General features: G+C 65.1%; 22 protein-coding genes and 1 pseudogene. 10 read left to right on the top strand and 13 right to left on the bottom strand.

What is annotated here, in order from left to right; translation table 11 throughout:
- Positions 1 to 63: 63 nt before the first annotated feature.
- A complete protein-coding gene (locus MJ122_RS06440) occupies positions 64 to 1,263 on the bottom strand; it encodes an MFS transporter (protein WP_239743084.1) in 1,200 nt (399 codons plus the stop codon).
- A gap of 574 nt (positions 1,264 to 1,837) precedes the next feature.
- On the opposite strand from MJ122_RS06440, the gene tssB reads away from it, so the two are divergent.
- The 6 genes and pseudogenes from tssB (at position 1,838) to MJ122_RS06470 (ending at position 6,136) form a co-directional block, all read left to right on the top strand.
- Positions 1,838 to 2,347, top strand: coding sequence for a type VI secretion system contractile sheath small subunit (gene tssB, locus MJ122_RS06445; RefSeq protein WP_088418349.1), 510 nt, complete (start codon positions 1,838 to 1,840; stop codon positions 2,345 to 2,347).
- Positions 2,348 to 2,358: 11 nt separating this feature from the next.
- On the top strand, positions 2,359 to 3,897 hold the full coding sequence (tssC, locus tag MJ122_RS06450; protein WP_088418351.1) for a type VI secretion system contractile sheath large subunit: 1,539 nt from the start codon (positions 2,359 to 2,361) through the stop codon (positions 3,895 to 3,897).
- Between the two features lie 21 nt (positions 3,898 to 3,918).
- Positions 3,919 to 4,128, top strand: a pseudogene (tssK, locus tag MJ122_RS06455) (type VI secretion system baseplate subunit TssK); the annotation flags it as partial.
- A 4-nt stretch (positions 4,129 to 4,132) separates the two neighbouring features.
- Positions 4,133 to 4,426, top strand: coding sequence for a DotU family type IV/VI secretion system protein (locus MJ122_RS06460; protein ID WP_239743085.1), 294 nt, complete (start codon positions 4,133 to 4,135; stop codon positions 4,424 to 4,426).
- 7 nt (positions 4,427 to 4,433) lie between these two features.
- On the top strand, positions 4,434 to 4,835 hold the full coding sequence (gene tssE / locus MJ122_RS06465) for a type VI secretion system baseplate subunit TssE (protein WP_239743087.1): 402 nt from the start codon (positions 4,434 to 4,436) through the stop codon (positions 4,833 to 4,835).
- Between the two features lie 23 nt (positions 4,836 to 4,858).
- Positions 4,859 to 6,136: an OmpA family protein gene (locus MJ122_RS06470; protein ID WP_239743089.1), complete on the top strand. Its 1,278-nt coding sequence runs from the start codon at positions 4,859 to 4,861 to the stop codon at positions 6,134 to 6,136.
- Between the two features lie 63 nt (positions 6,137 to 6,199).
- Here MJ122_RS06470 and MJ122_RS06475 read toward each other — a convergent pair whose 3' ends face one another.
- From MJ122_RS06475 to MJ122_RS06500, 6 genes are all read right to left on the bottom strand, one after another.
- On the bottom strand, positions 6,200 to 7,816 hold the full coding sequence (locus tag MJ122_RS06475) for a gamma-glutamyltransferase family protein (protein ID WP_239743091.1): 1,617 nt from the start codon (positions 7,814 to 7,816) through the stop codon (positions 6,200 to 6,202).
- An 18-nt stretch (positions 7,817 to 7,834) separates the two neighbouring features.
- Complete coding sequence (locus MJ122_RS06480; RefSeq protein ID WP_239743093.1) at positions 7,835 to 8,929, bottom strand: polyamine ABC transporter substrate-binding protein; 1,095 nt, start codon at positions 8,927 to 8,929, stop codon at positions 7,835 to 7,837.
- A gap of 15 nt (positions 8,930 to 8,944) precedes the next feature.
- The gene (locus tag MJ122_RS06485) at positions 8,945 to 9,724 is read right to left on the bottom strand and encodes an amino acid ABC transporter ATP-binding protein (protein ID WP_138216802.1); all 780 of its coding nucleotides are present in this window, start codon (positions 9,722 to 9,724) and stop codon (positions 8,945 to 8,947) included.
- A 1-nt stretch (position 9,725) separates the two neighbouring features.
- The gene (locus tag MJ122_RS06490; RefSeq protein WP_239743094.1) at positions 9,726 to 10,493 is read right to left on the bottom strand and encodes an amino acid ABC transporter permease; all 768 of its coding nucleotides are present in this window, start codon (positions 10,491 to 10,493) and stop codon (positions 9,726 to 9,728) included.
- Between the two features lie 11 nt (positions 10,494 to 10,504).
- On the bottom strand, positions 10,505 to 11,311 hold the full coding sequence (locus MJ122_RS06495) for an ABC transporter substrate-binding protein (protein WP_239743096.1): 807 nt from the start codon (positions 11,309 to 11,311) through the stop codon (positions 10,505 to 10,507).
- A gap of 84 nt (positions 11,312 to 11,395) precedes the next feature.
- Positions 11,396 to 12,061 carry a GntR family transcriptional regulator gene (locus MJ122_RS06500; RefSeq protein ID WP_088418403.1) on the bottom strand — a complete coding sequence of 222 codons (666 nt, stop codon included), beginning with the start codon at positions 12,059 to 12,061 and terminating at the stop codon, positions 11,396 to 11,398.
- Between the two features lie 562 nt (positions 12,062 to 12,623).
- On the opposite strand from MJ122_RS06500, the gene mqo reads away from it, so the two are divergent.
- The gene (gene mqo, locus MJ122_RS06505) at positions 12,624 to 14,258 is read left to right on the top strand and encodes a malate dehydrogenase (quinone) (RefSeq protein WP_239743098.1); all 1,635 of its coding nucleotides are present in this window, start codon (positions 12,624 to 12,626) and stop codon (positions 14,256 to 14,258) included.
- A 306-nt stretch (positions 14,259 to 14,564) separates the two neighbouring features.
- Here mqo and MJ122_RS06510 read toward each other — a convergent pair whose 3' ends face one another.
- Positions 14,565 to 16,070, bottom strand: coding sequence for a PLP-dependent aminotransferase family protein (locus MJ122_RS06510; protein ID WP_239743100.1), 1,506 nt, complete (start codon positions 16,068 to 16,070; stop codon positions 14,565 to 14,567).
- A gap of 158 nt (positions 16,071 to 16,228) precedes the next feature.
- Between MJ122_RS06510 and MJ122_RS06515 the strand changes: the two genes are divergently transcribed.
- On the top strand, positions 16,229 to 16,693 hold the full coding sequence (locus MJ122_RS06515) for a GNAT family N-acetyltransferase (protein WP_192432620.1): 465 nt from the start codon (positions 16,229 to 16,231) through the stop codon (positions 16,691 to 16,693).
- 164 nt (positions 16,694 to 16,857) lie between these two features.
- Here the strand turns inward: MJ122_RS06515 and MJ122_RS06520 are convergent, their stop codons facing one another.
- Both MJ122_RS06520 and MJ122_RS06525 read right to left on the bottom strand, forming a co-directional pair.
- A complete protein-coding gene (locus MJ122_RS06520) occupies positions 16,858 to 19,584 on the bottom strand; it encodes a cation-transporting P-type ATPase (RefSeq protein WP_239743102.1) in 2,727 nt (908 codons plus the stop codon).
- Between the two features lie 180 nt (positions 19,585 to 19,764).
- Entirely contained in the window at positions 19,765 to 20,322 is a 558-nt protein-coding gene (locus tag MJ122_RS06525) for an AraC family transcriptional regulator (protein ID WP_239743103.1), read from the bottom strand.
- Positions 20,323 to 20,538: 216 nt separating this feature from the next.
- On the opposite strand from MJ122_RS06525, the gene MJ122_RS06530 reads away from it, so the two are divergent.
- Positions 20,539 to 21,450 carry a LysR substrate-binding domain-containing protein gene (locus MJ122_RS06530; protein ID WP_017518358.1) on the top strand — a complete coding sequence of 304 codons (912 nt, stop codon included), beginning with the start codon at positions 20,539 to 20,541 and terminating at the stop codon, positions 21,448 to 21,450.
- A 212-nt stretch (positions 21,451 to 21,662) separates the two neighbouring features.
- Here MJ122_RS06530 and MJ122_RS06535 read toward each other — a convergent pair whose 3' ends face one another.
- Positions 21,663 to 22,535, bottom strand: a complete 873-nt coding sequence (locus MJ122_RS06535; protein ID WP_239743303.1) for a LysR family transcriptional regulator — start codon at positions 22,533 to 22,535, stop codon at positions 21,663 to 21,665.
- Positions 22,536 to 22,669: 134 nt separating this feature from the next.
- On the opposite strand from MJ122_RS06535, the gene MJ122_RS06540 reads away from it, so the two are divergent.
- A complete protein-coding gene (locus MJ122_RS06540) occupies positions 22,670 to 23,878 on the top strand; it encodes a YbfB/YjiJ family MFS transporter (protein WP_239743105.1) in 1,209 nt (402 codons plus the stop codon).
- 52 nt (positions 23,879 to 23,930) lie between these two features.
- Here MJ122_RS06540 and MJ122_RS06545 read toward each other — a convergent pair whose 3' ends face one another.
- Both MJ122_RS06545 and MJ122_RS06550 read right to left on the bottom strand, forming a co-directional pair.
- Positions 23,931 to 25,184, bottom strand: coding sequence for an OprD family porin (locus MJ122_RS06545; RefSeq protein ID WP_239743305.1), 1,254 nt, complete (start codon positions 25,182 to 25,184; stop codon positions 23,931 to 23,933).
- Between the two features lie 14 nt (positions 25,185 to 25,198).
- The gene (locus MJ122_RS06550) at positions 25,199 to 25,609 is read right to left on the bottom strand and encodes a DoxX family protein (RefSeq protein WP_088418421.1); all 411 of its coding nucleotides are present in this window, start codon (positions 25,607 to 25,609) and stop codon (positions 25,199 to 25,201) included.
- Positions 25,610 to 25,653 lie beyond the last annotated feature (44 nt).

The following is a 25,653-nucleotide window of genomic DNA, read 5'->3' on the forward strand; positions in this document are numbered from 1 at the left end:
TGAACTTGCGTCTACGCGGAGTTTTATCTGGCGATAGCTGCCAGCAACGCTGGGTTCGCCAGTTCACATGCCATTCAGCCTCTTGCGCGGCAGCGCTGCCCAGGCGACTGCGAGCAGTAGCAATGCGGCGACCAGCAGATAAGGGGCGCGGCTGTCGACCTGATGCAGCAGGGTGCCCAGCAGCGGGCCGCTGGTCATGCCCATGCCGTGCACTGCCACCAGGCTGCCGGCCGCGGCGCCTTGCTCGTCGGCTTCCACCGCGTTGGCATTGAGCGCCGAAACGGCGGGGAAGACCCAACCCATGCCGGCGGCAGCAACGAAGCAGGAGGCGTAGAGCATCCACGGAACCATGGCGAAGCACACGGTGGCGAAGCCCAGCGCGGAGACGCTGCCACCTACGACAATCAGGCGCAGCGGTGCCCAGTTCAGCTTGCGTACCAGCATCTGCGCGCAGATCAGCGCCACACCCACCGAGGTCAGCGCGATGCCAGCGACGCGGGCAGCATCTGCCGGGGGTAACTGCAGGCGGTCAAGGGCGAAGAAGCCCACGGTCATCTGCGCCACCGTCACGCAAACCATGGCGATGAAGCCCAGGGTCAGCGAGCGGCGCAGGCGCCTGTCGCCGATCGCCAGCGCTGGTCCCTTGCGTTCGTGCGCGCGTTCGTGATGTGGCAGCCACTTCCACAGCATGCACAGCGCCAGCAGCGGTAGCAGGCAGGTGAGCAGCAGTGGCAGGGCCAGCCCTAGCATGGCCAGCAGCCCGGCGAAACTTGGACCGACCACCATGCCCACGGCGCTGGCCGCCCCCAGCCCGGCCATGGCTGCAGCGCGCTTTTCCGCACTCACGTGGTCTGCCACCAGTGCCGCCGAACAGGCCGGTACGGCGGCATAGAACCCGCCTGCCAGTCCGCGAAGCGCGACCATGCCGATGAAGGCAGGCAGCGGCGGCATCGACGTATTGAGCGCCAGCGCCATGAACGCGCAGAGCAAGGCGTAGGTCACTGCAAAGCCGGCCAGACCGCTGAGCAGCACGCGACGGCGGCCGAGGCGGTCACTGGCGATGCCCCAGGCCCGTGCCATCAGCATCCAGGCAATGCCACCGACGGTCACCGTCATTCCTGCCTGCCAGGGAGCCAGGCCCAGGGTGCGAGCCACCGGACCGATCAGCGCGACGAAGGACATCACCGCCACCGTGCAGACGAAGGTCTCGAACATCAACGGGCGCAGGTCGAGGATGGGCGCCTGGGGTGGCATCGCAGTCATGTTTTGGTGTGTTCCTTGGGGACGACGGGACATTCTTTCCTTACAAGGACGAACGGCGGCGACAGAACACCAGCAATTCCGTGACTTCATCTCGACCCTGCTTTGCCCGGCAGCGAAGTGAACGACCCGCTGCTCGCAGGCAAGACCGATGGACGGGTGATCGAGAGGTGGCGGTCGAGAATCCTTCAAAAGGCACAGGGCAGCCTGTTGATTGATAAATGAACAGTGTTGATTTTTCTTGCGGCAACTTGTTTCTCTGAAGTTTGAATTTTGAGTTATTTAAGTCGAATTCTGATTGAAGTGTGTAGGGCGTTTCCTGAATTTAGTTAGCCCTATGGGTTGGGGTTGAATTACGAAAAGTGCGTGGCAGGCTTGAACGGTTTTCGCCACGAACGATTGCCTGTATGGATTTCGAAGAACCAGGTACGTCAGAAAACTCATAGATAAACACCGGGTTAGATGGATCAGGCAGTTGGCGTAAATAATATTTCCAACTCGTCGCATGCTTTGGGCGCGTTTCAGTGCGTTCGCGGTATGTGCTTGCATTAACAAAGGGACTGTAAGGCAGGTAATCATGGCGTCCGATAGTTTTCAGAATGAAGTTCCAAAAGCTCGGGTCAATATAAGACTGGACCTGCACACGGGTGGGGCCCAGAAGAAAGTCGAGTTGCCGCTGAAACTGCTGATGATGGGTGACTACAGCAATGGGCGCGAGAACCGGCCGTTGTCGGAACGCAGCAAGGTCAACATCAACAAGAACAACTTCAATAGCGTACTGAGCGAATTCCACCCCAGCCTGAAACTGGCGGTACCCAATACGCTGGTGGAGGACGGTGCCGATACCAGTGTCGAGCTCACCTTCCGCCACATGAAGGACTTCGAGCCCGAGCAGGTAGCCCGCCAACTGCCGGAGCTGCGTGCGCTGCTGGCCATGCGCAACCTCCTGCGCGATCTCAAGTCGAACCTCCTGGACAACGTCACTTTCCGGCGGGAGCTGGAGCGCATCCTCAAGAACGATGCACTCAGCGATGAACTGCGTGCCGAGCTGGCCGCATTGGCTCCGCACGACGACGCAGCGCACTAAGGAGAGATGACATGTCCGTGGAAACCAATACCGCCCCCGCCGCCGGAAATACCGTACTGACTCGTGAGGGACAGGGCGTCTATGCCGCACTGTTCGACAAGATCAACCTGAACCCGGTTTCGTCGCTGACCGGCATCGAGGTCTACCAGAACACTGACGCGCTTTCGGATGTTTCCGCCGATGAGCGCGTCACCGCTGCCGTCAGCGTTTTCCTCGATCTGCTCAAACGCTCCTCGCAGAAGGTCGAGCGCCTCGACAAGACGCTGCTGGACGAACATATCGCCCAACTGGACGAGCAGATCAGCCGCCAGCTGGATGCGATCATGCATCACCCTGATTTCCAACGAGTCGAATCCACCTGGCGCGGCGTGAAGTCTCTGATCGACCAGACCGACTTCCGGCGGAACGTACGCATCGAACTGCTGGACATCAGCAAGGACCACCTGGTGCAGGATTTCGAGGACGCTCCCGAGATCGCCCAGAGCGGCCTGTACACCCAGACCTATACCCAGGAATACGACACCCCCGGCGGCGAGCCCATCGCAGCGGCCATTTCCAATTATGAGTTCGATCGCGGACCGCGGGACATTTCCCTGCTGCGCAATATCTCAAAGGTGGCCGCGGCAGCCCACATGCCCTTCATCGGTGCCGTCGGGCCGGCTTTCTTCGGCAAGGAAACGATGGAAGAGGTGGCCGCGATCAAGGATATCGGTAACTACTTCGACCGTGCCGAATACCTGAAGTGGAAATCCTTCCGCGACTCCGACGACGCCCGCTACATCGGCCTGACCATGCCGAGGGTGCTGGGGCGCCTGCCGTATGGGCCCGACACCGTGCCGGTACGCAGCTTCAACTACATCGAAAGCGTCAAGGGGCCGGACCACGAGAAGTACCTCTGGACCAATGCCTCCTTCGCCTTCGCCGCCAACATGGTGAAGAGCTTCATCAACAACGGCTGGTGCGTGCAGATCCGCGGTCCGCAGGCGGGCGGGGCGGTCACCGACCTGCCGATCCATTTGTATGACCTGGGCACCGGCAACCAGGTGAAGATCCCGTCGGAAGTGATGATTCCGGAAACCCGCGAATTCGAATTCGCCAATCTGGGCTTCATTCCACTCTCGTACTACAAGAACCGCGATTACGCCTGTTTCTTCTCTGCCAACTCGGCGCAGAAACCCGCGTTGTACGAGACCGCCGACGCGACTGCCAACAGCCGCATTAACGCGCGTCTGCCCTACATCTTCCTGCTCTCGCGCATCGCTCATTACCTCAAGCTGATCCAGCGCGAAAACATCGGAACCACCAAGGATCGCCGTGTCCTGGAGTTGGAACTGAACAACTGGATCCGTGGCCTTGTCACCGAGATGACAGACCCCAGTGACGACCTGCAGGCCTCGCACCCGTTGCGCGATGCCAAGGTGACGGTGGAGGACATCGAGGACAACCCCGGCTTCTTCCGCGTGAAGCTCTATGCCATCCCGCATTTCCAGGTGGAAGGCATGGACGTCAACCTGTCTCTGGTCTCGCAGATGCCCAAAGCGAAAGCCTAAGCATCGTCACGGAAGCCATTCATGAAGATCGACCGCCCCTTATGGGCTGCGGGGGCTTTGCTTTCCCCGCAGCAATTCCAGCAACAGGCACGCTGGGAGGCCTGGACCAACGAATGCGTTGCGAGAATGTCGTGGGTCCACCCCTGGGGGGTTCTGGCTGCGCAGTTCGACCAGGACGCACTACGGTTGGGCAAGCTTAAAGCTGTCCTGCTGCGGGTGCGGCTTCCGGATGCTGGTGGTGGAGTTGCAGCAGGGCGCCATGACGCTGGACGGCGATGCACTCTGGAAGCATTGCACAGCGCAGATCGAGCACTGCCGCAACAGCCTCATCGAGGCCGGAATGAGCCAGCGCGGGATCAACCAGATCTGCTATGCGCAATGCGCGTTGCTTGACGAGATGGTGATGCGCAGGGCCAGCCGACCATCGTACGACGTCTGGTCCGCCAAACCCCTGCAGGCGCATTTCTTCAATCGTCACCAGGCTGGCGAACAGCTCTACGAGGACATGCGCGAATCCGTCACTCTATGAACTGCTGTTGCAGAACTTCAGCGGTGAGCTCGACCTGCACCAGGTGCGCGAGGAGGACCAGCCGATGCTGTCGGTGCTGGATAACCTGCAGCGTATCCTCAACTGCCGGGCCGGCACCCTCAGCCACTTGCCCGACTACGGCCTGCCGGACATGAGCCAGATCCTGCATGGCATGCCGGGCAGCGCCCATGGGCTGATGGCGACCATGAGCACCATGCTGCTCAAGTACGAGCCGCGTCTGGCCTCGGTGCAGATCGTGCTCCTGCCGCAGGTACTGCCGGGGCACCTGGAGTACAGCCTCGAGGTGGAGTTGCTCGACGGGGCCCGCGCGACCTTCGGCACCACGCTCGAGCCGCAAGGCAAGGTGCTGGTGCGCCATCTGAAACAGCGCGACATTCTGGCGCGCTGATGGCCGGGGAGCGTGACGAAGGGATGAGTGCGATCGAGGAAAAGCTGCGCCTGGGCGGTGACCCGCAAGGGAGCGAGCCGTCTGCGGCGTTGGGAAGGGAGCTGGCGAAGCTCAGCCACCCGGCGCGACCGGATATGGACTGGGCGCGTGTGGAGCGGCTGTGTCTGGCGCAGTTCCGCGAGCACGGAATGGAGCTGCAAGCGGTCGCGGCCTTTGTCCTGGCGCGAGCGCAGTTGCGTGGCCCGGCAGGGCTGGACGACGGATTGGGGTTGCTCGAACGCCTGCTCCAGCGTGACTGGGAGCGTCTTTGGCCGCCGGCCTTGTCGGTTCGCCTGGAGATTCTCGGCTGGTTGTTGACCGAGTTGCGGCCCTGGTTGCGTGGCTTGCAGCTCTCGGCGGAGGACCTGCCCGAGCTACTGCGGCTGGACGATCAGCTCCAGCGGCTGGAGCAATCGCTGGGGCGTCACGAAGCTGAGCCCTTGCCTCCATTGCAGGCGTTGCGCGGTCAGCTGCAGGGCCTGCTCCGACGCCTGGCCCCGAATGCTGCAACTGAAGCCGTGGTTGCGCCGAGAGCTGCGGCAGACGAGGAAACGACAGCGGCTGCGCCGAACCCTGTTGCCGCCAAGGCTCTACCGCCCGTCTCGCCGACTCGCCGCCGAACCCCGCGCAAGCCACGCAGCGAGGCGCCTGCCGTGGTCGTGCTGAAATTGGACAGTGCACAGCCGCCGGTGGAGCAGCCGCCAGCCCGCAAGCGTCGGCCATTCCGGGCCTGGCTGCTTCTGCTGGGCGCGTTGGTTGCCTTGACCGGCCTGTTCATCTGGGCCCATAGCCATTGGCAAGGGGCGAAAGGACTGGGCGACCCGTTTCAGCCGGCGGCATCGAGTCCGGTGACCGGGCCCGCCTCGGAAGAACGTGTGCGTTCTGCTCCCGTCGCGCCGATTCGCCTGGACGGCCAGTTGCTGTTCCCGCCCGGCAAGGCTGAACTCAAGCCGGACTCGACCAAGGTGCTGGTGAACAGCCTGATCAACATCAAGGCGCAACCCGGCTGGTTGATCGTCATCACCGGTCACAGCGATTCCACCGGCGATCCCCAGCGCAACCTGGAGCTGTCGCGCAATCGCGCGGCGGCCGTGCGCGACTGGATGCAGCGCATGGGCGATATTCCCGATGACTGCTTCGTCGTGCGGGGCGCAGGGGCCAGCGAGCCGGTTGCTGCCGAGGACAGCGAAGAGGGCCGCAATGCCAATCGACGCGTGGAGATCACCCTGACGCCGGAAGGCGGTGCTTGCGAGAAGCGCTAGAGGCTGGTCGGGGCAGTGCGACCTTCTCCTCGCCAGCGGCCGCCGGCGAGGAGAAGCAAGGCGTCAGCACACTGCGATATGCGAATCCGCGCGCGGCTCGGTACCGCCGCAGAGCACGCCGGTCTGCGGATCGCGGACGATGATCTGGCCGCGCCCGTAGTCGGTCAGGTCGCAGGCGATCTCCACCTCGTGGCCGCGCCGGGCGAGGCCGAACGCCAGGTCGCGGTTGGCGTGCTGCTCGATGCCGACCTTCATGCCGCCCAGCCACTGCCAGCGCGGGGCGTCCAGCGCGGCCTGCGGGTTGAGGCCGAAGTCGACCAGGTTCATCACCATCTGCACGTGGCCCTGGGGCTGCATGTAGCCGCCCATCACGCCGAACGGGCCGACGGCCACGCCGTCCTTGCTGAGGAAGCCGGGAATGATGGTGTGGAAGGTCTTCTTGCCCGGCGCCAGGGCGTTGGAATGCGCCGGGTCGAGGCTGAACTCCGAGCCACGGTTCTGCAGGCCGATGCCGCTGTCGGGCAGCACCACGCCGGAGCCGAAGCCGTGGTAGGCGCTCTGGATGAACGAGACCATGTTGCCTTCGCCATCGGCGGTGGCGATGTACACGGTGCCGCTGGAGTGCGGGTCGCCATGTTTCGGCTCGGCGGCCCGTTCGCCAATCTCGGCGCGGCGGCGCGCGGCGTAGTCGTCGGAGAGCAGCGCGGCGGTGCTGACGCGCATGTGCTCGGCGTCGGTGATGTAGTGCAGGCCATCGGCGTAGGCCTTCTTCATGGCTTCGAGCTGGCGGTGCCAGGTGAGCTGGCTGTCGCGTTGGTCGAAGTCATAGCCTTGCAGGATGTTCAGGGTCATCAGGGCGATCAGGCCCTGGCCGGCCGGGGGGATTTCCCAGACGTCATAGCCACGGTAATTGGTCTTGATCGGCTCGACCCACTTGGGCTTGTAGCCGGCCAGGTCCGCCGCGCTCAGCTCACCGCCGGTGGCGGCGGAGTGCTCGGCCAGGCGCTGGGCGAGGGCGCCACGGTAGAAGCTTTCGCACTTCGTCTCGGCCAGTTCGGCGAGGGTTTTCGCCTGGGCCGGGTTGCGGAACAGCTGGCCGGCGCGGGGGGCTTTGCCGTCCACGGTGAAGGTGTCGAACCAGGCTTCCAGGGCCGGCACGGCGGCGCGGTTTTGCTGGTATTCCTGGCGGGCGATTTCCCACTGGTGGGCGACTACCGGGGAGACCGGGAAACCGTCGCGGGCCAAGGCAATGGCCGGTTGCAGCAGGTCGGCGAAGGGCAGTTTGCCGAAGCGCGCGGACAACTCGGCCCAGGCCGAGGGAATGCCCGGCACGGTGACCGGCAGCCAGCCGTGCACCGGCATCTTGTCGTGCCCGGCGGCTTTCACCTTGTCGATGGAGAGGGAGGCGGGTGCGTGGCCGCTGGCGTCCAGACCGTGCAACTGGTCCTTGACCCAGACCAGGGCGAAGGCGTCGCCGCCGATGGCGCAGCCGGTGGGCTCGACCACCGTCAGCGCGGCGGCGGTGGCGATGGCGGCGTCGATGGCGTTGCCGCCGGCGCGCAGCATGGTAATGCCAGCCTCGGCAGCCAGGGGCTGCGAGGCGGCGACCATGCCGTTGCGGGCGAACACGCTCTGGCGCTGGGAGGCGTAGGGATACTCGTGAGCGGAAAACTTAAGCATGGCAGGGCTCTTCGAAGGTCATTGGCCAGTCTTGATTCGGGTCCATTCGCGGGTGATCACGCGCTGGATTTTCGGAGGAAGGTCGGCGGAGACGTAGAGCTTCTCGATCACCGCATCGCTGGGGTAGATGCCGGGGTTGTCACGCACTTTCGGGTCGAGCAGCGGCGTGGCGTCGGGGTTGGGGTTGGCATAGCCGACGTAGTCGCTGACCGGGGCGATGACTTCCGGGCGCAGCAGGTAGTTCACCAGCTCGTGGGCGCCCTTGGGGTTCTTCGAGTCGCGCGGGATGGCGAACATGTCGAACCAGAGGTTGGCGCCTTCCTTGGGGATCACGTAGCGCACGTCGATCTTCTTGCCCGCTTCCTGGGCGCGGGTCTGCGCCTGCATCACGTCGCCCGAATAGCCGACCGCCACGCAGATGTCGCCGTTGGCGAGGTCGGTGGTGTACTTGGAGGAGTTGAAGTAGGTGATCGACGGGGCGAGCTTCTGCAACAGGGCAGAGGCGTTGGTGTAGTCGTCGGGGTTGGTGCTGTTCGGGTTCAGGCCGAGGTAGTGCAGCGCCTGCGGGATGATCTTCACCGGTGCGTCGAGGAAGGCCACGCCGCAACCATGCAGTTTGGCGAGGTTTTCCGGCTTGAAGATCAGGTCCCAGGAATCCAGCGGAGCGTTGTCGCCCAGGGCGGCCCTGACCTTGTCGACGTTGTAGCCGATGCCCACGGTGCCCCACATGTAGGGCACGGCATACTGGTTGCCCGGGTCGGCGGCTTCCAGGCGTTTCATCAGGCGCGGGTCGAGGTGCTTCCAGTTGGGCAGTTGGGCGCGGTCGAGTTTCTGGTAGACGCCGGCGTTGATCTGCTTGGTGAGGAACTGGCTGGACGGCACCACCAGGTCGTAGCCCGAGTGGCCGGAGAGCAACTTGGCCTCGAGCATTTCGTTGGTGTCGAAGACGTCGTACTGGACCTTGATGCCGCTGTCCTTCTCGAAGTTCTTCAGGGTGTCCGGGCCCATGTAGTCGGACCAGTTGTAGAAGCGCACCAGCTTGTCGTCGGCCTGGGCGGCGGTGGCGCAGGCGAGGAGGGTGAGAGTGCTGGCGAACAGAACGCGTTTACGCATGACTTGTCCTTATCTTCAGAGAACGCGGCTGAGGAATTCCCGCGTGCGCGGGTGGTGCGGATTGCCGAAGACCTGCGCCGGCGGGCCTTCTTCGATGAGCTCGCCCTGGTGCAGGACCACCACGCGGTCGGCCACTTCGCGGGCGAAGCCCATCTCGTGGGTGACGACCACCATGGTCATGCCTTCGTCGGCCAGCTCCTTCATCACCTGCAGCACTTCGCCCACGGTTTCCGGGTCCAGCGCGCTGGTGGGTTCGTCGAAGAGCATGGCCTGGGGCTTCATCGCCAGGGCGCGGGCAATGGCCACGCGCTGCTGCTGGCCGCCTGAGAGCTGGCCGGGGTAGTGCTCGGCCTTGTCCGACAGGCGAACGCGGGCGAGCAGGCGACGGGCCTGGTCCAGTGCCTCGCCCTTGGGCACACCGAGCACCTGGGTCGGCGCTTCGATGATGTTCTCCAGCACGGTCATGTGCGGGAACAGGTTGAAGCGCTGGAACACCATGCCAATGTCGCGGCGGCGGCGGGCAATGTTGCTTTCCGAGTCGCGCACCAGCTTGCCGTCCGGGCGTTCGCGGTAGCCCATCAGTTCGCCGTTGACGCGGATGCTGCCGCCCTGGATGTCTTCCAGGTGGTTCATGCAGCGGATGAAGGTGGTCTTGCCCGAGCCCGAGGCACCGATCAGCACCACCACTTCGCCACGACGGACTTCCAGGGAAACGCCCTTGAGGATTTCCAGCTCGCCGAAGGCCTTGTGTACGTCGCGGGCCTGGATCACCACGTCTTTCATGTCCGGGATCATCTCAACGCCCCCTCAGCAGTTTCATGGCCTGCCGGCCGAACAGGCGGTTCGGTGCGGTAGCGTGGCCGTCGGATTTGCCGAAGCGCGCTTCCAGCCAGCGCTGGAAGAAGCCCCACAGGGTGGTCAGGGCGAGGAAGTAGATCGCCACGACCAGGTACAGTTCGAACACGCGGAAGGTCGCCGAGGTGACCATCTGGGTGCTCAGCAGCAGTTCCTGCACGCCGATCACGCTGACCAGCGTGGTGTTCTTCAGCATCACGTTGAACTCGTTGCCCAGCGGCGGAACGATCACCCGGAAGGCCTGCGGCAGCACGATGCGGCGCATCAGCCTGGGGAAGGTCATGCCGAGGGATTTGCCGGCTTCGTACTGGCCCTTGTCCACCGCGCCGATGCCGGCGCGGATGATCTCGGCCATGTACGCGCCTTCGTTGAGGCCCAGGGCGATGATGGCGGCCTGGATATTGCCCGGCAGGATGAACAGCCCGAGGTCCAGGTCCTCGAAGCGGAAGATCCCGCCAGCAGCCAGCGCGGTGTAGAGGAAGACGATCTGCACCAGCAGCGGCGTGCCGCGCATCAGCCACACGTAGAAGCGCACCGGGTATTGCAACAGCGGATTGCTCGACAGGCGCATCAGCGCCGCCAGCAGCCCGAGCACGCAACCCAGGAGCATGGCGCTGACGGCGATCACGCAGGTCAGCCACAGGCCGTAGAGGTAGATGTCGCTCGGCCGCAGCAGGTACTGCCAGAACACGTCCCAACTGAAGTTCATGGCTCGTTACCTCAGTCCAGTTTGTCGCCTTCGATGTGCCACTTGGCCAGGAGGGCGGCGTAGCTGCCGTCGGCCTGCATGTCCTTGATGATCTGGGTGACGGCTTCGCTCAGCTGCTTGTCTTCCTTGCGGATGCCCAGGCCGGTGAGGATGCGCGCGAAGGCCGGTACGCCGATCTCGAACAGATCCGGCGCCATGCTCTGGTAGTAGCCGGCGGTTTCCACGGTGGTGCCGTAGGCGTCGGTCTGGCGGATGCGCAGGGACTGGAAGGCGTCGGTGTCGGTGTTGTAGACCACCACCTTCATCGGCGGCTTGCCGGCCTTGGCCAGCTTCTCGTTGTGGGCGTCGAGCAGGGTGCGGATGGTCGAGCCGTTGAGCACCGCGACCTTCTTGCCGGAGAGATCGTCCAGGTTGCGGATGCCCTCGGGGTTGCCCTTGGCGACGACCACGGCCTGGCTGGAGTACATGTAGTTGACCATGTCGATCACTTCGCGCCGCTCGGGCTTGTCGAACAGCTGGTCCACCAGCATGTCGCACTGGCCGGCGAGCAGCGCCGGGATCAGTCCGGAGAAGGGCGTGATGCGCCAGTCGATCTTCTTGTCGCCCAGGCGCTTGGCGATGGCTTCGCCCAGGTCGATGGTGACGCCGGTGAGTTTCTGGTTGGCGTCATAGAAGCCCATGGGCGGGGAGTCCATGCCGCCGCAGAAAGTGACCTTGCTGGCGTTCTGCAAGCGGTCGGGAATCTTCACTTCGGCGTGCGCCAGCGGGGCGGCCAGGCAAAGGGCGAGAAGGCACTGCGGGATCCTGCGTTCGAACATATTGCTCTCCGGGGTGGGGTTGCCAGGGGCAGTTCAGGGACACAGAAGTACGGGTCTAGGCGCCCGTTGCTTCGATTCTTTCTCTCAGGAGGACTGCGCCTCGAGGAATTTCGCGAGGGACGGGATGGTCCCCTCGATGTGGTCGCAGATCACCCGCTCGGCTTCGCGGGCATCGCCCGAGCGCAGGGCGTCGAGGATCACCGCGTGTTCCTCGCGGGCGCTCATGGGCTTGTCGACGTGCTGCAGCCACAGGCGCATGTGCGGCTCGATCACGGAGTAGAGTGCGGTGATCTGCCGTTGCAGGCGCGGACGTCCGGAAAGGCTGCAGAGGTATTCGTGGAAGGCGCGGTGGCGGCTGACCCACCCGGCGCTGTCGTCGCGGTAGTCGTCCATTTCGTCGAGCATGCGTTCGAGGCGGGACAGGTCGCGGTCGGTGAGTTGCGGCACGGCGAGGCGGATGGCCAGGCCTTCCAGGGCGCTGCGCATCTCGAAGACTTCGCGCATCTCCTCGATGTTCAGCCCGCTGACGATGGCCCCGCGATTGGGTCGCAGGGTCACCAGGCCCTCGGCGTCCAGGCGCTTGAAGGCGCCGCGCACGGGCATTCGGCTCATGCCGATGTCGCTGGCGATGTCTTCGGCCACCAGCCGGTCGCCGGTCTTGTAGCGGCCGGTGCAGATGGCCTGGAGGAGATAGTCGTAGGCCTCGTCTTCGGCGCTCATCGGCGGGCGGGCAGCGGGTACCAGGCGCATGGGTGTTTCCTCGTGGATTTTTGGATCCAATTATCCATGCATGCAATCAAGCAGTTGCCGTGCCAATGATGGCGAAGTGATTGGAATCGGGCGGATTAGGCGGCTCGGCGTAGGAAAGAGGTGTAAGAATGGTGTCGAGTAAAGAGGGCGAAACGGTAACGGATAGGAAGATTCGTGCGCGTTTGCGGTGCGCTTCGGTAACGTTGTGGTGCAGCATCCCTGTAACAACGTGAATTGGCTTACACGCCAATCGACAGGTAGATAGTTGACTGCAAAGGTTGGTGATGCAGTTCACTTTCTATAGAATGCGCAAACGTTTCAGCAGACCATGCATCCCTCCCACAACAAAAGCCGAAGCCGAAGGCTTTGCGTGTCTCTCTGCGCAGGACGTCCCTCATTCCATCAAGCAGGCCCCAGAGCCGGCGGAGGAGGGAACTGAGTCCCGACTCATCCTCGTCATCTGTCGCCTTGCCCGTCGTTAGCGCTCCGTGCGCGGGGCACGGCCTTCACGCTGTATGACGCCGGTGGGGAAGGCCAAGCCCTAACGACGAGAAACCTTTCGATGATCAAGAAAGTTAGCGGGGCGCTGCTGGGCCTCGCTCTGGCAGTGAATTGCGCGCCCGCGTTCGCGGAAACCAAGAAGGTCGATGTGCTGCTGATCGGTGGCGGCATCATGAGCACTACCCTGGGCGTCTGGCTCAACGAGCTGGAGCCGGGCTGGAGCATGGAGATGGTCGAGCGCCTGGATGGCGTCGCCCAGGAAAGCTCCAACGGCTGGAACAACGCCGGCACCGGCCATTCCGCCCTGGCCGAGCTGAACTACACCCCCGAGGATAAAGACGGCAACGTCAGCATCGCCAAGGCGGTGGAGATCAACGAGTCGTTCCAGATCTCCCGTCAGTTCTGGGCCTGGCAGGTGCAGAACGGTGTGCTGAAGAACCCGCGCTCGTTCATCAACTCCACCCCGCACATGAGCTTCGTCTGGGGCGATGACAACATCGCCTTCCTCAGGAAGCGCTACGAGGCGCTGCAGGCCAGCCCGCTGTTCCGTGGCATGCAGTACTCCGAGGACCCGGCGCAGATCGCCAAGTGGGTACCGCTGATGATGCAGGGCCGCGACCCGTCGCAGAAGATCGCCGCCACCTGGACGCCGATCGGCACCGACGTGAACTTCGGCGAGATCACCCGCCAGTTCGCCGGCTACCTGCAGACCAAACCGAACTTCAGCCTGAAGCTCTCCAGCGAAGTCGAGGACATCACCCGCAACGACGACGGCACCTGGCGCGTCGAGTACAAGAACCTCAAGGACGGCAGCGTCAGCGAAACCGACGCCAAGTTCGTTTTCATCGGCGCCGGCGGCGGTGCACTGCGCCTGCTGCAGAAATCCGGCATCGAGGAAGCCAAGGACTACGCCGGCTTCCCGGTGGGCGGTTCGTTCCTGGTCACCGAGAACCCGACTCTCGCCCAGCAGCATCTGGCCAAGGCCTACGGCAAGGCATCGGTCGGTGCTCCGCCGATGTCCGTGCCGCACCTGGACACCCGCGTGCTCGACGGCAAGCGTGTGATCCTCTTCGGGCCGTTCGCCACCTTCTCCACCAAGTTCCTCAAGGAAGGCTCGTACCTCGACCTGCTGGGCAGCACCAACGTCCACAACGTCTGGCCGATGACCCGCGTGGGCATCGATGAGTACCCGCTGGTGGAATACCTCGCCGGCCAGCTGATGCTCTCCGACGACGACCGCCTCGCGGCACTGCGCGAATACTTCCCGGAAGCCAAGGCCGAGGACTGGCGCCTGTGGCAGGCCGGTCAGCGCGTGCAGATCATCAAGCGCGACGCGGACAAGGGCGGGGTGCTGAAGCTCGGCACCGAGATCGTCGCCTCCGCCGACGGCAGCATCGCCGGCCTGCTGGGTGCATCGCCGGGCGCTTCCACCGCCGCGCCGATCATGCTCAGCGTGCTGGAGAAGGTGTTCAAGGAGAAACTCGCCACCCCCGAATGGCAGGCCAAGGTCCACCAGATCGTCCCGAGTTATGGCACCAAGCTCAACGACAGCCCGGAGAAGACCTTCGCCGAGTGGAGCTACACCGCCAAGGTCCTGCAACTGGACCCGCCGCCAGCCATCGACCAGGCTCCGACCGAGACGTCGAGCGACGCCGCACCCGCGTCGGAAAAGGCTTCCAGCGACATGGCGCTCTGAGCCGAGTTTCGCTGTAGAACAAGGCCCGCCATTGGCGGGCCTTGTTCATTCTGCGCCCGGGGCCGGTGTCGATTCACAGCCAGGCGGGAACGTATCGAGGCGGATGCCCTCAAAGGAACACCAAGCAGCAGATTTCAGTGGACGCGGGAACACCCGGCAAACGCCCCCTTTGCGCAACTGCCGAAGGGCCGGGCACCTGGGGAGGACAAGGGCGTGACACCTGTAGGGGCGAGCCTGCCTGTCATGGTTGTCCGGGCGGGGCTTGCGCGCGGGCTCGCTCCTACGGCGGCCGGAGCCACCTTTGCCTCATCGCGGCCGCGGCGCCGCTGGTTTCAGCATCTCCAGGGCGCGCGCCAGATCATCAACGGCGCGCTGCAGTTCCTGTGGCGTATAGGCGGCGAACCCCATCAGGAACCCGGGCTGCGGAGGCCGGGTAACAAAGAGTCCGCTCAACCCTAGTAACTCGATACCCGCCGTGCGCGCTGCACCCAGCACCGCACGCTCCGTCATCTCGCCACTCAGCAGGCACGGCATCTGCAGGCCGCCAGCGGGCCGCCGTGGTTGCAGAGCCCCACCCAGGCGCTGCTCAAGCAGGTCTGCCAGCAGTTCCAGCCGCTCCGCGTAGAGGTTGCGCATCGCGCGCACGTAGGCGCCGAAATGGCCGCCGGTGATGAAGCGGGCCAACGTCAGCTGGGCAATGGAGGCGGTGTGGCCGTCCTGCAGCGAACGGGCAATGGTCATCGGCTCGACCAGCGAAGGCGGCAGGACCAGGTATCCGATACGCAGGCCTGCAAAAAGCGACTTGGTGAAGGTGCCGATGTATAGCGTGCGCTCATGGGCGTCCAGGCCCTGCACGCAGGCCGTGGGTTTGCCGGCGTAGTGGAATTCGCTGTCGTAATCGTCCTCGATGATCCAGGCCTGCTCGCGCCGCGCCCATTCGATCAGCGACAGGCGCCGCTCCAGGGACAGGGTGGCCCCGCTGGGGAACTGGTGCGAGGGGGTCAGGTAGACGACCTTGGCCGGGTGTGGGTGGGCCAGCAACTCATCCACCCGAATGCCCTGTGCGTCGACGGGGATCGCCTGGCAGTCCAGTCCTGCCGCGGCGAATGCCTTGCGCGCACCGTAGTAGACCGGGTCTTCGATGAAAATCCTCTCGCCGGCATCCAGCAGCACGTTGGCGCAAAGGCCCAGCGCCTGCTGCGAGCTGGTCAGCACCAGCACCTGATCCGCTGTGGTTCGGGCACCGCGCTCCAGGTTGACGTAGTCGGCGATGGCCTGCCGCAAGGGCTGCATGCCTTGCGGATCGCTATGCAGCAACGCCCGTGGGCCGAACTCCTTCAGCACCTGGCGTTGCAGGCGCTCCCAGGTCGACAGCGGGAAGGTGCGGGTCTCTGGCACGCCGGGCGCGAAGGGACGGGGCGCGAGCTGCTCGCGCACTCCGCCGTTGTCGAGCATTGCCTGGCCGCGCTGGCTGAGGTTTGCCGCACCGGGTGGCGCGCCACTCAGGCGCCTCCGGGTACGGCGGCCGGGCGACAGGCGCGTGGCTTCGGCGACGAAACTACCACTACCGACACGCCGCTCGATGAAACCCTCGGCGTGCAGGTGCGAGTAGGCGGATTCGATGGTGTCGCGCGATACCCCAAGCGATCGGGCCAGCAGACGTGAAGCAGGAAGAGCGCTGCCGGCGCCCAGCGCACCTTCGAGAATCAGTTGGCGCAGCGTCCGCTGGATGCGCGAATGCAGCGGCAGGGACAGAAGTTCCGGATGGGCCATCGCGGCCTTGACCGATTCGAGCAGGGAGGTCTTGAACAATTGGTCTGTTACTCATCCGTGAATTGGCTGGGTCTTTCATGCCATTAGGGCGATATAAATCAGCCCGGTCAAGCAGGGGGTCTGCAGACCGGGGCGATTGTCCGTCATCGTGGATGGATGAAAAGGACACGCTCCCGCCGTGATCAAGGAGACAGGACATGACAGCGATACAACAGCTCATCTCGATTCGCCCGGTAGTGCAGGAAGACTTCGAGAAGTGGTCCGAGTACTGGGCCCGGTATCAGGATTTCTACGGTGTGGACCTGGGCGAGGAAGTCACCCGGATCACCTGGGCGCGCTTCTTCGATAGCGCCGAACCGATGCATTGCGCTGTCGCCACGGATGGCGAGCGGATATTCGGCTTCGTCAATTTCGTCTACCACCGTTCGACCTGGGGACGGAACCAATTCTGTTACCTGGAAGACCTCTACGTTTCCTCCAGTGTGCGAGGCCAGCAGATTGGCAAGAAACTGATCGAGTACGTGCAAGGCCAGGCGCGGGAGCACCAGTGCGACCGGTTATATTGGCATACCCAGGAAACCAACCACAGGGCGCAGCGGCTCTACGACTGGATCGCCGAACGGCCGGGGGTGATCGAATATCGGATGCCGCTTGAGGGTTGAGCCGGGACTTCGCGTTAGAGGGGGCGGACCTTGTCCGCCGTGCGCCGGGATGGTTGGCGATTGCCGATGCCGGCTTGCTGGCTGTCCCATGGCAGCGGATGGAATCCGCTGCCATGGGACATGAGGCGCTGGTGCACGATGTTCGACGTCGTGCACCCTGCGGCCTACCGCCGCGAAGCCTTCCAGCGACGAATCACCAGCTTCTCCAGTTCCACTGCGAAGAACACCACGACGCCGATGCCCAGCGAGATCAGCCAGCCGCTGAAGGGCAGGGCGACAGTGTGGAAGGCGGTCTGCATGAAGGGCACGTAGATCACGAAGCACTGCAGCAGGATCAGCGCCAGGGTCACGGTGAGCAGCGCACCGTTGCGCAGCAGCGCGGTGTTCAGCGAGAACTCCTCCTGCAGGCGGCAGTTGAACAGGTAGGCCCACTGGGCGGTGACCAGGGTGTGCAGGATCATGGTGCGGATGTGGTCGGTGTCCTGACCGTTGCTGACCATCCAGGCTTCCAGCAGGAAGGCCGCGGCGGTGAGCAGGCCGCCGACGTAGAGCACCCGCCAGACCGCGAAGCCATTGAGGATCGACTCCTTCGCGTTGCGCGGCGGCCGACGCATCATCCCCGGTTCGCCAGGCTCGAAGGCCAGGGCGAAGGACAGGGTGGTGGAGGTCGCCATGTTCATCCAGAGGATCTGCAGCGGCGCCAGGGGGATCACCGCGCCGGCGAGGATCGCCATGACGATCAGCAGGCCCTGGGCCATGTTGGTCGGCAGGATGAACAGCACGGTCTTCTTCAGGTTGTCGTAGACCCGGCGGCCTTCGCGCACGGCGCCGGCGATGGTGGAGAAGTTGTCGTCGGTGAGCACCATGTCGGCGGCTTCCTTGGTCACCTCGGTGCCCTTGATGCCCATGGCGATGCCGACGTCGGCCTGTTTCAGCGCCGGGGCGTCGTTGACCCCGTCGCCGGTCATGCCGACCACTTCCTCGTTGGCCTGCAGCGCGCGCACCAGGCGCAGCTTGTGCTCGGGGCTGGTGCGGGCGAATACCGAGTACTGCATGGCGAGGGATTTCAGCTGGGTGTCATCGGCCTGCTCCAGCTCCTGGCCGGTCATGGCGCGCAGGTCGTTGCCCATGCCGAGCATGCCGGCGATGGCGACGGCGGTGTCCGGGTGGTCGCCGGTGATCATCTTCACCTGGATGCCGGCGCGCTTGCACAGCGCAATGGCCTCGATGGCCTCCGGGCGCGGCGGGTCGAGCAGGCCGGCGACGCCGAGGAAGATCACGCCGTCCTGCACGTCCTCGTGGTCGATCACGCCGTCATCGGGCTGTACCGGCTTGTAGGCGGCGGCGAGCATGCGCAGGCCTTGCCCGGCGATGAAGCTCATCTCGCGCTCCCAGTACTCGCGGTCCAGCGGCTCCACGCCGTTGGCGCCGAGCTGTTGCTGGCACATGCGCAGCAGCACGTCGGGCGCGCCCTTGAGGTAGATCAGGCTCCGCCCGGCAACGTCGCAGCGTCGAGCCATGTACTTGTAGGCGGAGTCGAAGGGAATCTTGCCGAACTTGTGGAACTCGATCTCCGGCAGGTTGGCTTTGCGCGCCAGGACTTTCAGCGCGCCCTCGGTGGGGCCGCCGACCACGCCCCAGCGACCTTCGTCACCCAGTTGCAGGCTGCTGTCGTTGCAGATGTCTACTGCGCGGATGAAGGACTCCAGCGCGGTGTGTTGCGACCAGTCGAGTTCGTCGCTGGTGCTGCCGAAGGTGATGCGACCCCTGGGCTCGTAGCTCTGGCCCTCAACCGCATAGATGCCGTTGGCGAGCAGCACGCTCTTCACGGTCATCTCGTTCATGGTCAGGGTGCCGGTCTTGTCCGAGCAGATCACGCTCATGGCGCCCAGGGTTTCCACGGTCGGCAGCTTGCGGATGATCGCCTTGTTCTGCGCCATGCGTTGCACGCCCAGCGACAGGATGATCGAGACGATGGCCGGCAGGCCCTCCGGCACCGAGGCCACGGCCAGGCTGATCAGGGACAGCAGCAGCTCGCCGAACGGGTAGTCGTGCCAGAAGAAACCGATGACGAAGAGCACCACCATCATGCCGATGATCAGCTGGAAGATGCGCTTGCCCAGCTCGGCGATCTGCCGCAGCAGTGGCGTCTCGCCTTCGTCGACGTTGGCGATCAGCTTGTTGATGCGCCCGAGTTCGGTGGTCGGGCCGGTTGCGATCACCACGCCGCGCGCGTTTCCGGCGCTGACGTTGGTGCCGGAGAAGCCGAGGTTGGTGCGGTCGGCCAGCAGCGCTTCCTTGTCCAGCGCGTCGGCGTGCTTGCCCACGGTGAGGGATTCGCCGGTGAGCATGGATTCCTCGACCTGCAGATGGTGCACGTCAAACAGGCGCACGTCGGCGGGAATCTTGTCTCCGGGGCGCAGGATGACGATGTCGCCGGGCACTAGCCGGGCGGCGTCCATCTCGATCTTCTTGCCGTTGCGCACCACGTGGGCGGTGCTGCTGAGCATGCCGCGCAGGGCAGCGAGGGATTTCTCCGCCTTGTTCTCCTGAAAGAAGCCGATGCCCGCGTTGATCACCGCCACCAGCAGGATGACCGCGGTGTCGGTCCAGTGGCCCATCAGCGCGGTGGCCGCGGCGGCGGCCAGGAGGATGTAGATCAGCACGTCGTTGAAGTGCCGGGCGAAGCGCAGCCAGAGCGGATCGACCGCCTTGGCCGGCAAGGCGTTGGGGCCGACTCGCAGCCATCGCGCCTCGGCTTCGTCGGGGGAGAGGCCTTGCACGCAGGTCTGCAGATCGGCCAGGGTCTGGTCGATGCTCTTGCGGTACCAGTCGGTGCTTTTGGGGTCGGTGCTGTGCGGTTTGCCGTCGGTGGGTTGCTGTGCAGTCATGCGTTGACTCCCGGCTCCTGCCTGTTGGGAAATTTGGACTGACTCCAGGCTAGACGGAGGGCGTTACATCGGAACTGTCATACCTCAAGGTTCTTCCGATCCTGGCTGAACACTTCCTGAACGGCGTAGGAATTAACAATGCAGGGCGGGTAACGCGTCAGCGTTATCCACCCTGCGGTTTTATGAAACGTCCGGCGCCAATTCCTGCGTTGCCCCGACCCGGGCGGCCTGCCGCCAGCGGTTCGGCGTGCAGCCCACCAGCTTGCGGAAGCTGCGGCAGAAGTGCGACTGATCGGCGAAGCCGCATTCCTGGCTGACCTGGGATATCGGCGCGTCGCCGCAGGCGAGCAACTGGCGGGCGCGGTCGATCCGCAGGCGCAGCGCCCATTCCCGTGGCGCGAGCCCGGTGGCCTGCTTGAAGGCGCGGGAAAAGTGGCTGCGCGACATGCCGCACTGCTCGGCGACATCGGCGATGTACAGGCGGCTGAGCAGGCTGCCGGCAAGGATGTCCTTGGCCTTGCGTTCCTGCCAGGGGGCGAGGGCGAGGCGTTCGCCCGCCTCCTGCCCCTCGTTGTCGGGTTCCGGCATCCGATAGTGTTCCAGCAAATGCTGGCACAGGCGCTGGCTGGCCTGGTGGAGGCCTTCTCCGCGGCTTTCCAGCGCCTCCATGAGCTGCAGGAGCAGGCGGTGGGTCTGGGGGGCGAGCATGGTCGCTACCTGGTGGGCAGGTGCGGGCATGGCGTCTCTCTTGTCGTGGTGTCCTTCGGCAGCAAAAGGCTGCTCAGGAATAGGAAAAATCCAAGGTAAATCAAGGTGATCCGATGCTCAATCGAATTCCGCCGGCGGACCGCTTTCAAGCACATCCGTCCAAGAGAAATGCGCTGTACTGTGCTCGACTGGCGCGGCCCTCGTCTTGTGCAAAGATGCCCACTCCACAGCCCCGAGCGACCAGCCATGAACCGAAACGATCTGCGCCGCCTGGACATGAACCTGCTGGTGATCTTCGAATCCCTGATGCTGGAGCGGAACCTCACCCGCGTCGGCGAGAAGCTGTTCATCACCCAGTCCACCGTCAGCGCCGCCCTGGCCCGCCTGCGCGACCTGTTCGACGACCCGCTGCTGGTGCGTGCCGGCCGCGCCATGGAGCCCACCAGCCGGGCGCTGCATATCTTCGAGGAGCTGCGCCCGGCGATGGATGTGATCTCCGCAGCCGTCAGCCGGGCCAAGACCTTCGAGCCCGAGAGCAGCTGCAACATCTTCCGCCTGGGCCTTTCCGACGACGCCGAGTTCGGCCTGTTCCCGGCGCTGCTGGCGCGCCTGCAGCAGGAAGCGCCGAATATCACTGTGGTGGTGCGGCGCGCCAACTTCCTGCTGATGCCGGCGCTGCTGTCCTCCGGTGAGATCACCGTCGGCGTCAGCTACACCACCGACCTGCCGGCCAACGCCAAGCGCCGAAAGCTGCGCGATATCGGCGTGAAGGTGCTGCGCGGCGACGATCGCCCGGGCCCGCTGACCCTGGACGACTACTGTTCGCGACCCCATGTGATGGTGTCCTTCTCTGGCGACCTGAACGGCGCCATCGACCTGGACCTGGAGCGCATCGAACGCCGCCGTCGCGTGGTGCTGGCCGTGCCGCAGTTCGGCAGCCTGCGCGCGCTGCTGCGCAACACCGAGATGATCGCCACCGTCCCCGACTACGCGGCCTGCGCGCTGGTGGAGGACAGCTGCCTGCGCGCCGAGTCCCCCCCGTTGGAGATCAGACCGGCCGAGCTGTCCCTGGTCTGGAACGCCGCCCACGACAACGACCCAGCGGAACGCTGGCTGCGCGAGCGGATGGTCGAGTACATGAGCGCGCCGGTGCCCTGAGACCCGGGCTCCGGCCTTTGTGGGATGGGAGCGCCTGAGCGATAACCGTGCTGCCGGTGCGCGGGGCTGATGGGTACCGCTGTGCTCCACGCCATCCGACGGAGCGTTCTTCCCGGGAACTTCCCACACATCCTTTTCGTAGCAACCGGCCATATCCGCGTTCATTGAAGTGCATCAGCGCCGAGCAAGAATCGCTTCTGCAAGGCCGCGTGCTACGGCGCGATGTCGCCGAACTTCCGCGCGATGGCATCGATCACCGCGCGAACTCGCGCCGTATGGCGCACATCCTTGTGGGTGACCAGCCACACGTCGTAGGGCTGTGGCGAGCGATCCGGCCACAGGCGGACCAGGCCATCCGCTTCGCCCAGCGGCAGCGGCAGTTCGCCGACGCCCAGGCCGGCGGCCAGCGCGCGGCGGACCATGAAGCCGGAGGTGCAGGTCATGGCGATGCGCCCGTGAATGATCGGCTCGGAGGCGAGGAAAACTTCCTTGCCCGCGTCGAGATAAGGTTGATAGACCACCAGGTCGTGTCCGGCGAAGGCGCTTCCCGGCTCAGGAACCCCGCGCTGCTCGATGTACTGCGCGGAGGCGAACAGCCCGCTGCCCCAGCGTGCCAGGCGCCGCACGATCAGGTCCGGGTTCTCCGGCTGGTGGGTGCGCACGGCGATGTCGGCCTCGCGTTTGCTCAGGTTGAGCATCTGCGTGGAGGTCTGCAGTTGCACCTCGATGCCCGGCTCCTCGCGGTGCAGGAGGGCGAGCGCGGGGATGATGAAGTCGGCGGCGAAGGAGTCGGTGGTGGTGACCCGCACCACGCCGCTCATGCGGTCGTCCATGCCGAGGATCTGCCGTTGCAGCTGGGCGGCGGATGACTCCATGGCCTGCGCCGCGGCCAGGGCGATCTCGCCGGCGGCGGTCAGGCTGTAGCCGGCCGAGGTGCGCAGGAACAGCGTCGCCTCCAGCGAACGCTCCAGCGATGCCAGGCGCCGGCCCACCGTCGCCTGATCCACCGCCAGCACGCGGGCGGCGCCGCGCAGGGTCTGTTCGCGGCACAGGGCGAGGAACACGCGGGCATCGTCCCAGTTCATCATCACGAAGTCCTTTTGATGCAAAAATGCAATGGTTGCATGAAAACACGCTGCATTACTGCATTTTACCTGGCCTTTATGATTTCCCCATCACCACTCAACGGCGCCGCCCTGACGGCGCGATAGGGGTTGTCATGCATACCGATGCTTCCCGCCTCGCCAGCCGGGGCTCCCTCTGGTTGCCGATCTGGGCTGGCCTCTGCGCCAGCCTGGTCGGCATCGGCCTGGCGCGTTTCGCCTACACGCCGCTGATCCCGGCGCTGATCGAGGCGCACTGGTTCTCGGCATCCGCCGTGGTCTACCTGGGCGCCGCCAATCTCGCCGGCTACCTGGTCGGGGCGCTGGCCGGCCGTCCGCTGGCGGCACGCTGGTCGAGCACAACGGTACTTCGCGGCATGATGCTGCTGGTCACGCTGTCGTTCTTCGCCTGCGCCTGGCCGCTGAACCAGGCGTGGTTCTTCTTCTGGCGGCTGGTCTCGGGCATTTCCGGCGGGGTGATCATGGTGCTGGCCGCCGCTACCATCCTGCCGCATGTGGCCGCCAATCGGCGCGGGCTGGCGAGCGGGGCGATCTTCCTGGGCATCGGGCTGGGCATCGCCGCTTCCGGCACCCTGGTGCCGCTTCTGCTGGCGCTGGGGTTGGTTCAGACCTGGCTCGGGCTCGGCGCGCTGGCCCTGGTGCTCAGCCTGAGCAGCTGGTTCGGCTGGCCACAGGAGCACCCGCATACCCAGGCCCCTGACGTGGCTGGGCCGCGCGCCTCGGCGGGTGTCTACGTGCTCTTTGCCCAGTACGCGCTGATGGCCGCCGCGCTGGTGGCGCCGATGATGTTCCTGGTCGACTACGTGGCGCGGGGCCTGGGCGCTGGCACCCACAGCGAGGCACTGATCTGGACGCTGTACGGCGTCGGCGCCATCGTCGGGCCGGTGGTCTATGGCTTCCTCGCCGACCATCTGGGCGCGCGAGCGGCGATCCGGCTGGTGCTGGTGGCGCAATTCATCGCCCTCGGCCTGCTGCTGGAAACCGGCGACCTGCGCCTGCTGGGCGTGGCCAGCCTGGTGATCGGCTCGTTCCCGCCGGGCATCGTGCCGCTGGCCCTGGCGCGGGTGCATCAGCTGGTACCCGGCCATGCTGCGCAGAACGCCACCTGGAGCCGCGCGACGGTGTCCTTCGCCAGCTTCCAGGCCATCGCCGGCTATGCCTACTCGGCTTTGTTCAGTGCCAGCCACGGGCATTACGCGCTGCTCTTTGCGGTGGCCACCGGCGCTATCGTGCTGGCGCTGTTGATGGAGCTGGGATTGTTGTTCAGGGTGGCGCCGGCAACCGGTGAGCCGGCGCGTGGCTGACCGCTGCCGGTGTGTCGGCTTTCCTACAGGTCCGGATGTCCGTCGGCGCGGTTCAGAAAACGCCCTTGAGCGGGTATTCGACGATCACGTAGATGCGGTCGATATCCGCACCGCCCTGGGCGTCGTTGGCGCGGTGCGAGACCTGGGCGAAGCTCAGCGCCAGGTCCTTGGCCGGACCGGACTGCACCACGTAGCGCACGTCGAGATCGCGCTCCCAGTGGCGCCCGCCGTCGCCATAGGCGGGCTGGCAGGCGCCGCCCTCCAGGGGGTTGTAGGCGCCGCCGCACGGGGCGTGGGTGCCGTCGATGCCGCTGCCGCGCACATAGCGGGTGGAGAAGGTCAGTCCGGCAAGGCCGGCGCTGGCTCCGTCCCACTGGTAGCGGGCCTGCCAGGAATGCTCGCCAGGGCCATTGAAATCGGCGTATTTGATGGAGTTGGCGAGGTAGATGGAGTCGCCGCCGACGAAGTCGAAGGGTGTGTCGCCGTCGATCTGCTGGTAGGCAAGGCTCAGCGCATGGCTGCCCAGGGCGACCTTGCCCAGCAGGCTCCAGGCCAGGGTGTCGATGCTGCCTGCGCGGGCGCTGCCGGTGTCGCCGGTCTTGTACAGGTTGGCGTCCACCGACCAGCGGCCGAAGCGGCCGTTGAGGTTGGCGTAGGCCTGGCGCCAGACGTCGTCGAGCTGGCTGGCGTAGAGTGCGCCGCCCCAGTGGGCGCCGGGGGCGCTCCAGGTGGCGCCGGCCAGGCTCAGGCCGCCGAAACGGGTGCTGGCGCCGTAGCCTTCGAATTCGCCGTGGCTGGAGCTGGAGTCCTGATTCTTGAAGGCGGTGAAGCGCCCGGCCTGTAAACGCAGCCCCGGCAGGCTGCGGTCGTCGAGGAACCAGCCGGTGGCGTACTCGGGTTGCAGGCGCTTGTCGCCGGTGTCGAACACCGGGGTTTCCACTTCCATCTCGCCCCAGGCGAGGGCGGTCTTTTCATGTACCAGACGCAGCGCGGCGCCGACATCGGAGTACTCGCTCTCGCTGCGGCCATCGCTGTCCAGCGGCAGCAGGCCGGTGCCGGCGTGGCCGCGGCCGCCGTCGAGTTTCAGGCCGAGGAAGGCGTGGGCATCGACGCCCAGGCCGATGGCGCCGGGCGTGACGTCGCTGCTGAATCTGCCGATGAAACCCTGCGCCCATTCGCGGCGCAGGCTCTGGCCGTTGGGGCCGGGGCTGCGGTAGTCGTTGTCGAGGAAGTAGTTGCGTGAGAGCAGCGACCAGTCGGCAGCGTGCGCCTGGGCGCAGGCAAACGCCAACGCGCAGGAGAGCAGGGCGGTTTTCAAGTTCAGGACTCCGTGCCGAAGGCGGCGAGGCGAGGCAGGGTGAGGCGATAACGGCCAGGACCGGCAAGCGCCAGGCCGGCGAAGAGGATCAGCATCCACCAGGCGAACTGGCCTTCTTCCAGTGACCACTGCGGGTGCACGAACAGCAGCGCAACCAGCAGCACGGCGATCACCGGCAGGCAGGCGAGGCGGGCGAACACGCCCAGGATCAGCAGGAGCGGACAGAGCACTTCGGCGAACACTGCCAGCGCCAGGGTCGGTGCGGCGCCGAGGCCGAAAGGGTCTTCGATGTGCTTGAGCTCGCTCTGCCAGTGCAGCAGCTTGGGCAGCCCGTGTACCTGGAGCAGCAACAGGGCGGCGCTGACGCGCATGAACAGCAGCGCCAGGGCGCCGGAGCGGTCTTGGGTCGGCATGGTGTTTATCCCTGAAATGAAAAAGGGGCGGCAATGCCGCCCCT

This window comes from Pseudomonas sp. DP-17 (assembly GCF_022380625.1).
GTDB lineage: Bacteria > Pseudomonadota > Gammaproteobacteria > Pseudomonadales > Pseudomonadaceae > Pseudomonas > Pseudomonas nitroreducens_A.

Bases quoted from the DNA above. Each gene is read 5' to 3' on its own strand.
- MJ122_RS06440 (WP_239743084.1), bottom strand. From the start codon at position 1,263: ATGACTGCGATGCCACCCCAGGCGCCCATCCTCGACCTGCGCCCGTTG.
- tssB (WP_088418349.1), top strand. From the start codon at position 1,838: ATGGCGTCCGATAGTTTTCAGAATGAAGTTCCAAAAGCTCGGGTCAAT.
- tssC (WP_088418351.1), top strand. From the start codon at position 2,359: ATGTCCGTGGAAACCAATACCGCCCCCGCCGCCGGAAATACCGTACTG.
- MJ122_RS06470 (WP_239743089.1), top strand. From the start codon at position 4,859: ATGAGTGCGATCGAGGAAAAGCTGCGCCTGGGCGGTGACCCGCAAGGG.
- MJ122_RS06475 (WP_239743091.1), bottom strand. From the start codon at position 7,816: ATGCTTAAGTTTTCCGCTCACGAGTATCCCTACGCCTCCCAGCGCCAG.
- MJ122_RS06480 (WP_239743093.1), bottom strand. From the start codon at position 8,929: ATGCGTAAACGCGTTCTGTTCGCCAGCACTCTCACCCTCCTCGCCTGC.
- MJ122_RS06485 (WP_138216802.1), bottom strand. From the start codon at position 9,724: ATGATCCCGGACATGAAAGACGTGGTGATCCAGGCCCGCGACGTACAC.
- MJ122_RS06490 (WP_239743094.1), bottom strand. From the start codon at position 10,493: ATGAACTTCAGTTGGGACGTGTTCTGGCAGTACCTGCTGCGGCCGAGC.
- MJ122_RS06495 (WP_239743096.1), bottom strand. From the start codon at position 11,311: ATGTTCGAACGCAGGATCCCGCAGTGCCTTCTCGCCCTTTGCCTGGCC.
- MJ122_RS06500 (WP_088418403.1), bottom strand. From the start codon at position 12,061: ATGCGCCTGGTACCCGCTGCCCGCCCGCCGATGAGCGCCGAAGACGAG.
- mqo (WP_239743098.1), top strand. From the start codon at position 12,624: ATGATCAAGAAAGTTAGCGGGGCGCTGCTGGGCCTCGCTCTGGCAGTG.
- MJ122_RS06515 (WP_192432620.1), top strand. From the start codon at position 16,229: ATGACAGCGATACAACAGCTCATCTCGATTCGCCCGGTAGTGCAGGAA.
- MJ122_RS06520 (WP_239743102.1), bottom strand. From the start codon at position 19,584: ATGACTGCACAGCAACCCACCGACGGCAAACCGCACAGCACCGACCCC.
- MJ122_RS06525 (WP_239743103.1), bottom strand. From the start codon at position 20,322: ATGCCCGCACCTGCCCACCAGGTAGCGACCATGCTCGCCCCCCAGACC.
- MJ122_RS06530 (WP_017518358.1), top strand. From the start codon at position 20,539: ATGAACCGAAACGATCTGCGCCGCCTGGACATGAACCTGCTGGTGATC.
- MJ122_RS06535 (WP_239743303.1), bottom strand. From the start codon at position 22,535: ATGAACTGGGACGATGCCCGCGTGTTCCTCGCCCTGTGCCGCGAACAG.
- MJ122_RS06540 (WP_239743105.1), top strand. From the start codon at position 22,670: ATGCATACCGATGCTTCCCGCCTCGCCAGCCGGGGCTCCCTCTGGTTG.
- MJ122_RS06550 (WP_088418421.1), bottom strand. From the start codon at position 25,609: ATGCCGACCCAAGACCGCTCCGGCGCCCTGGCGCTGCTGTTCATGCGC.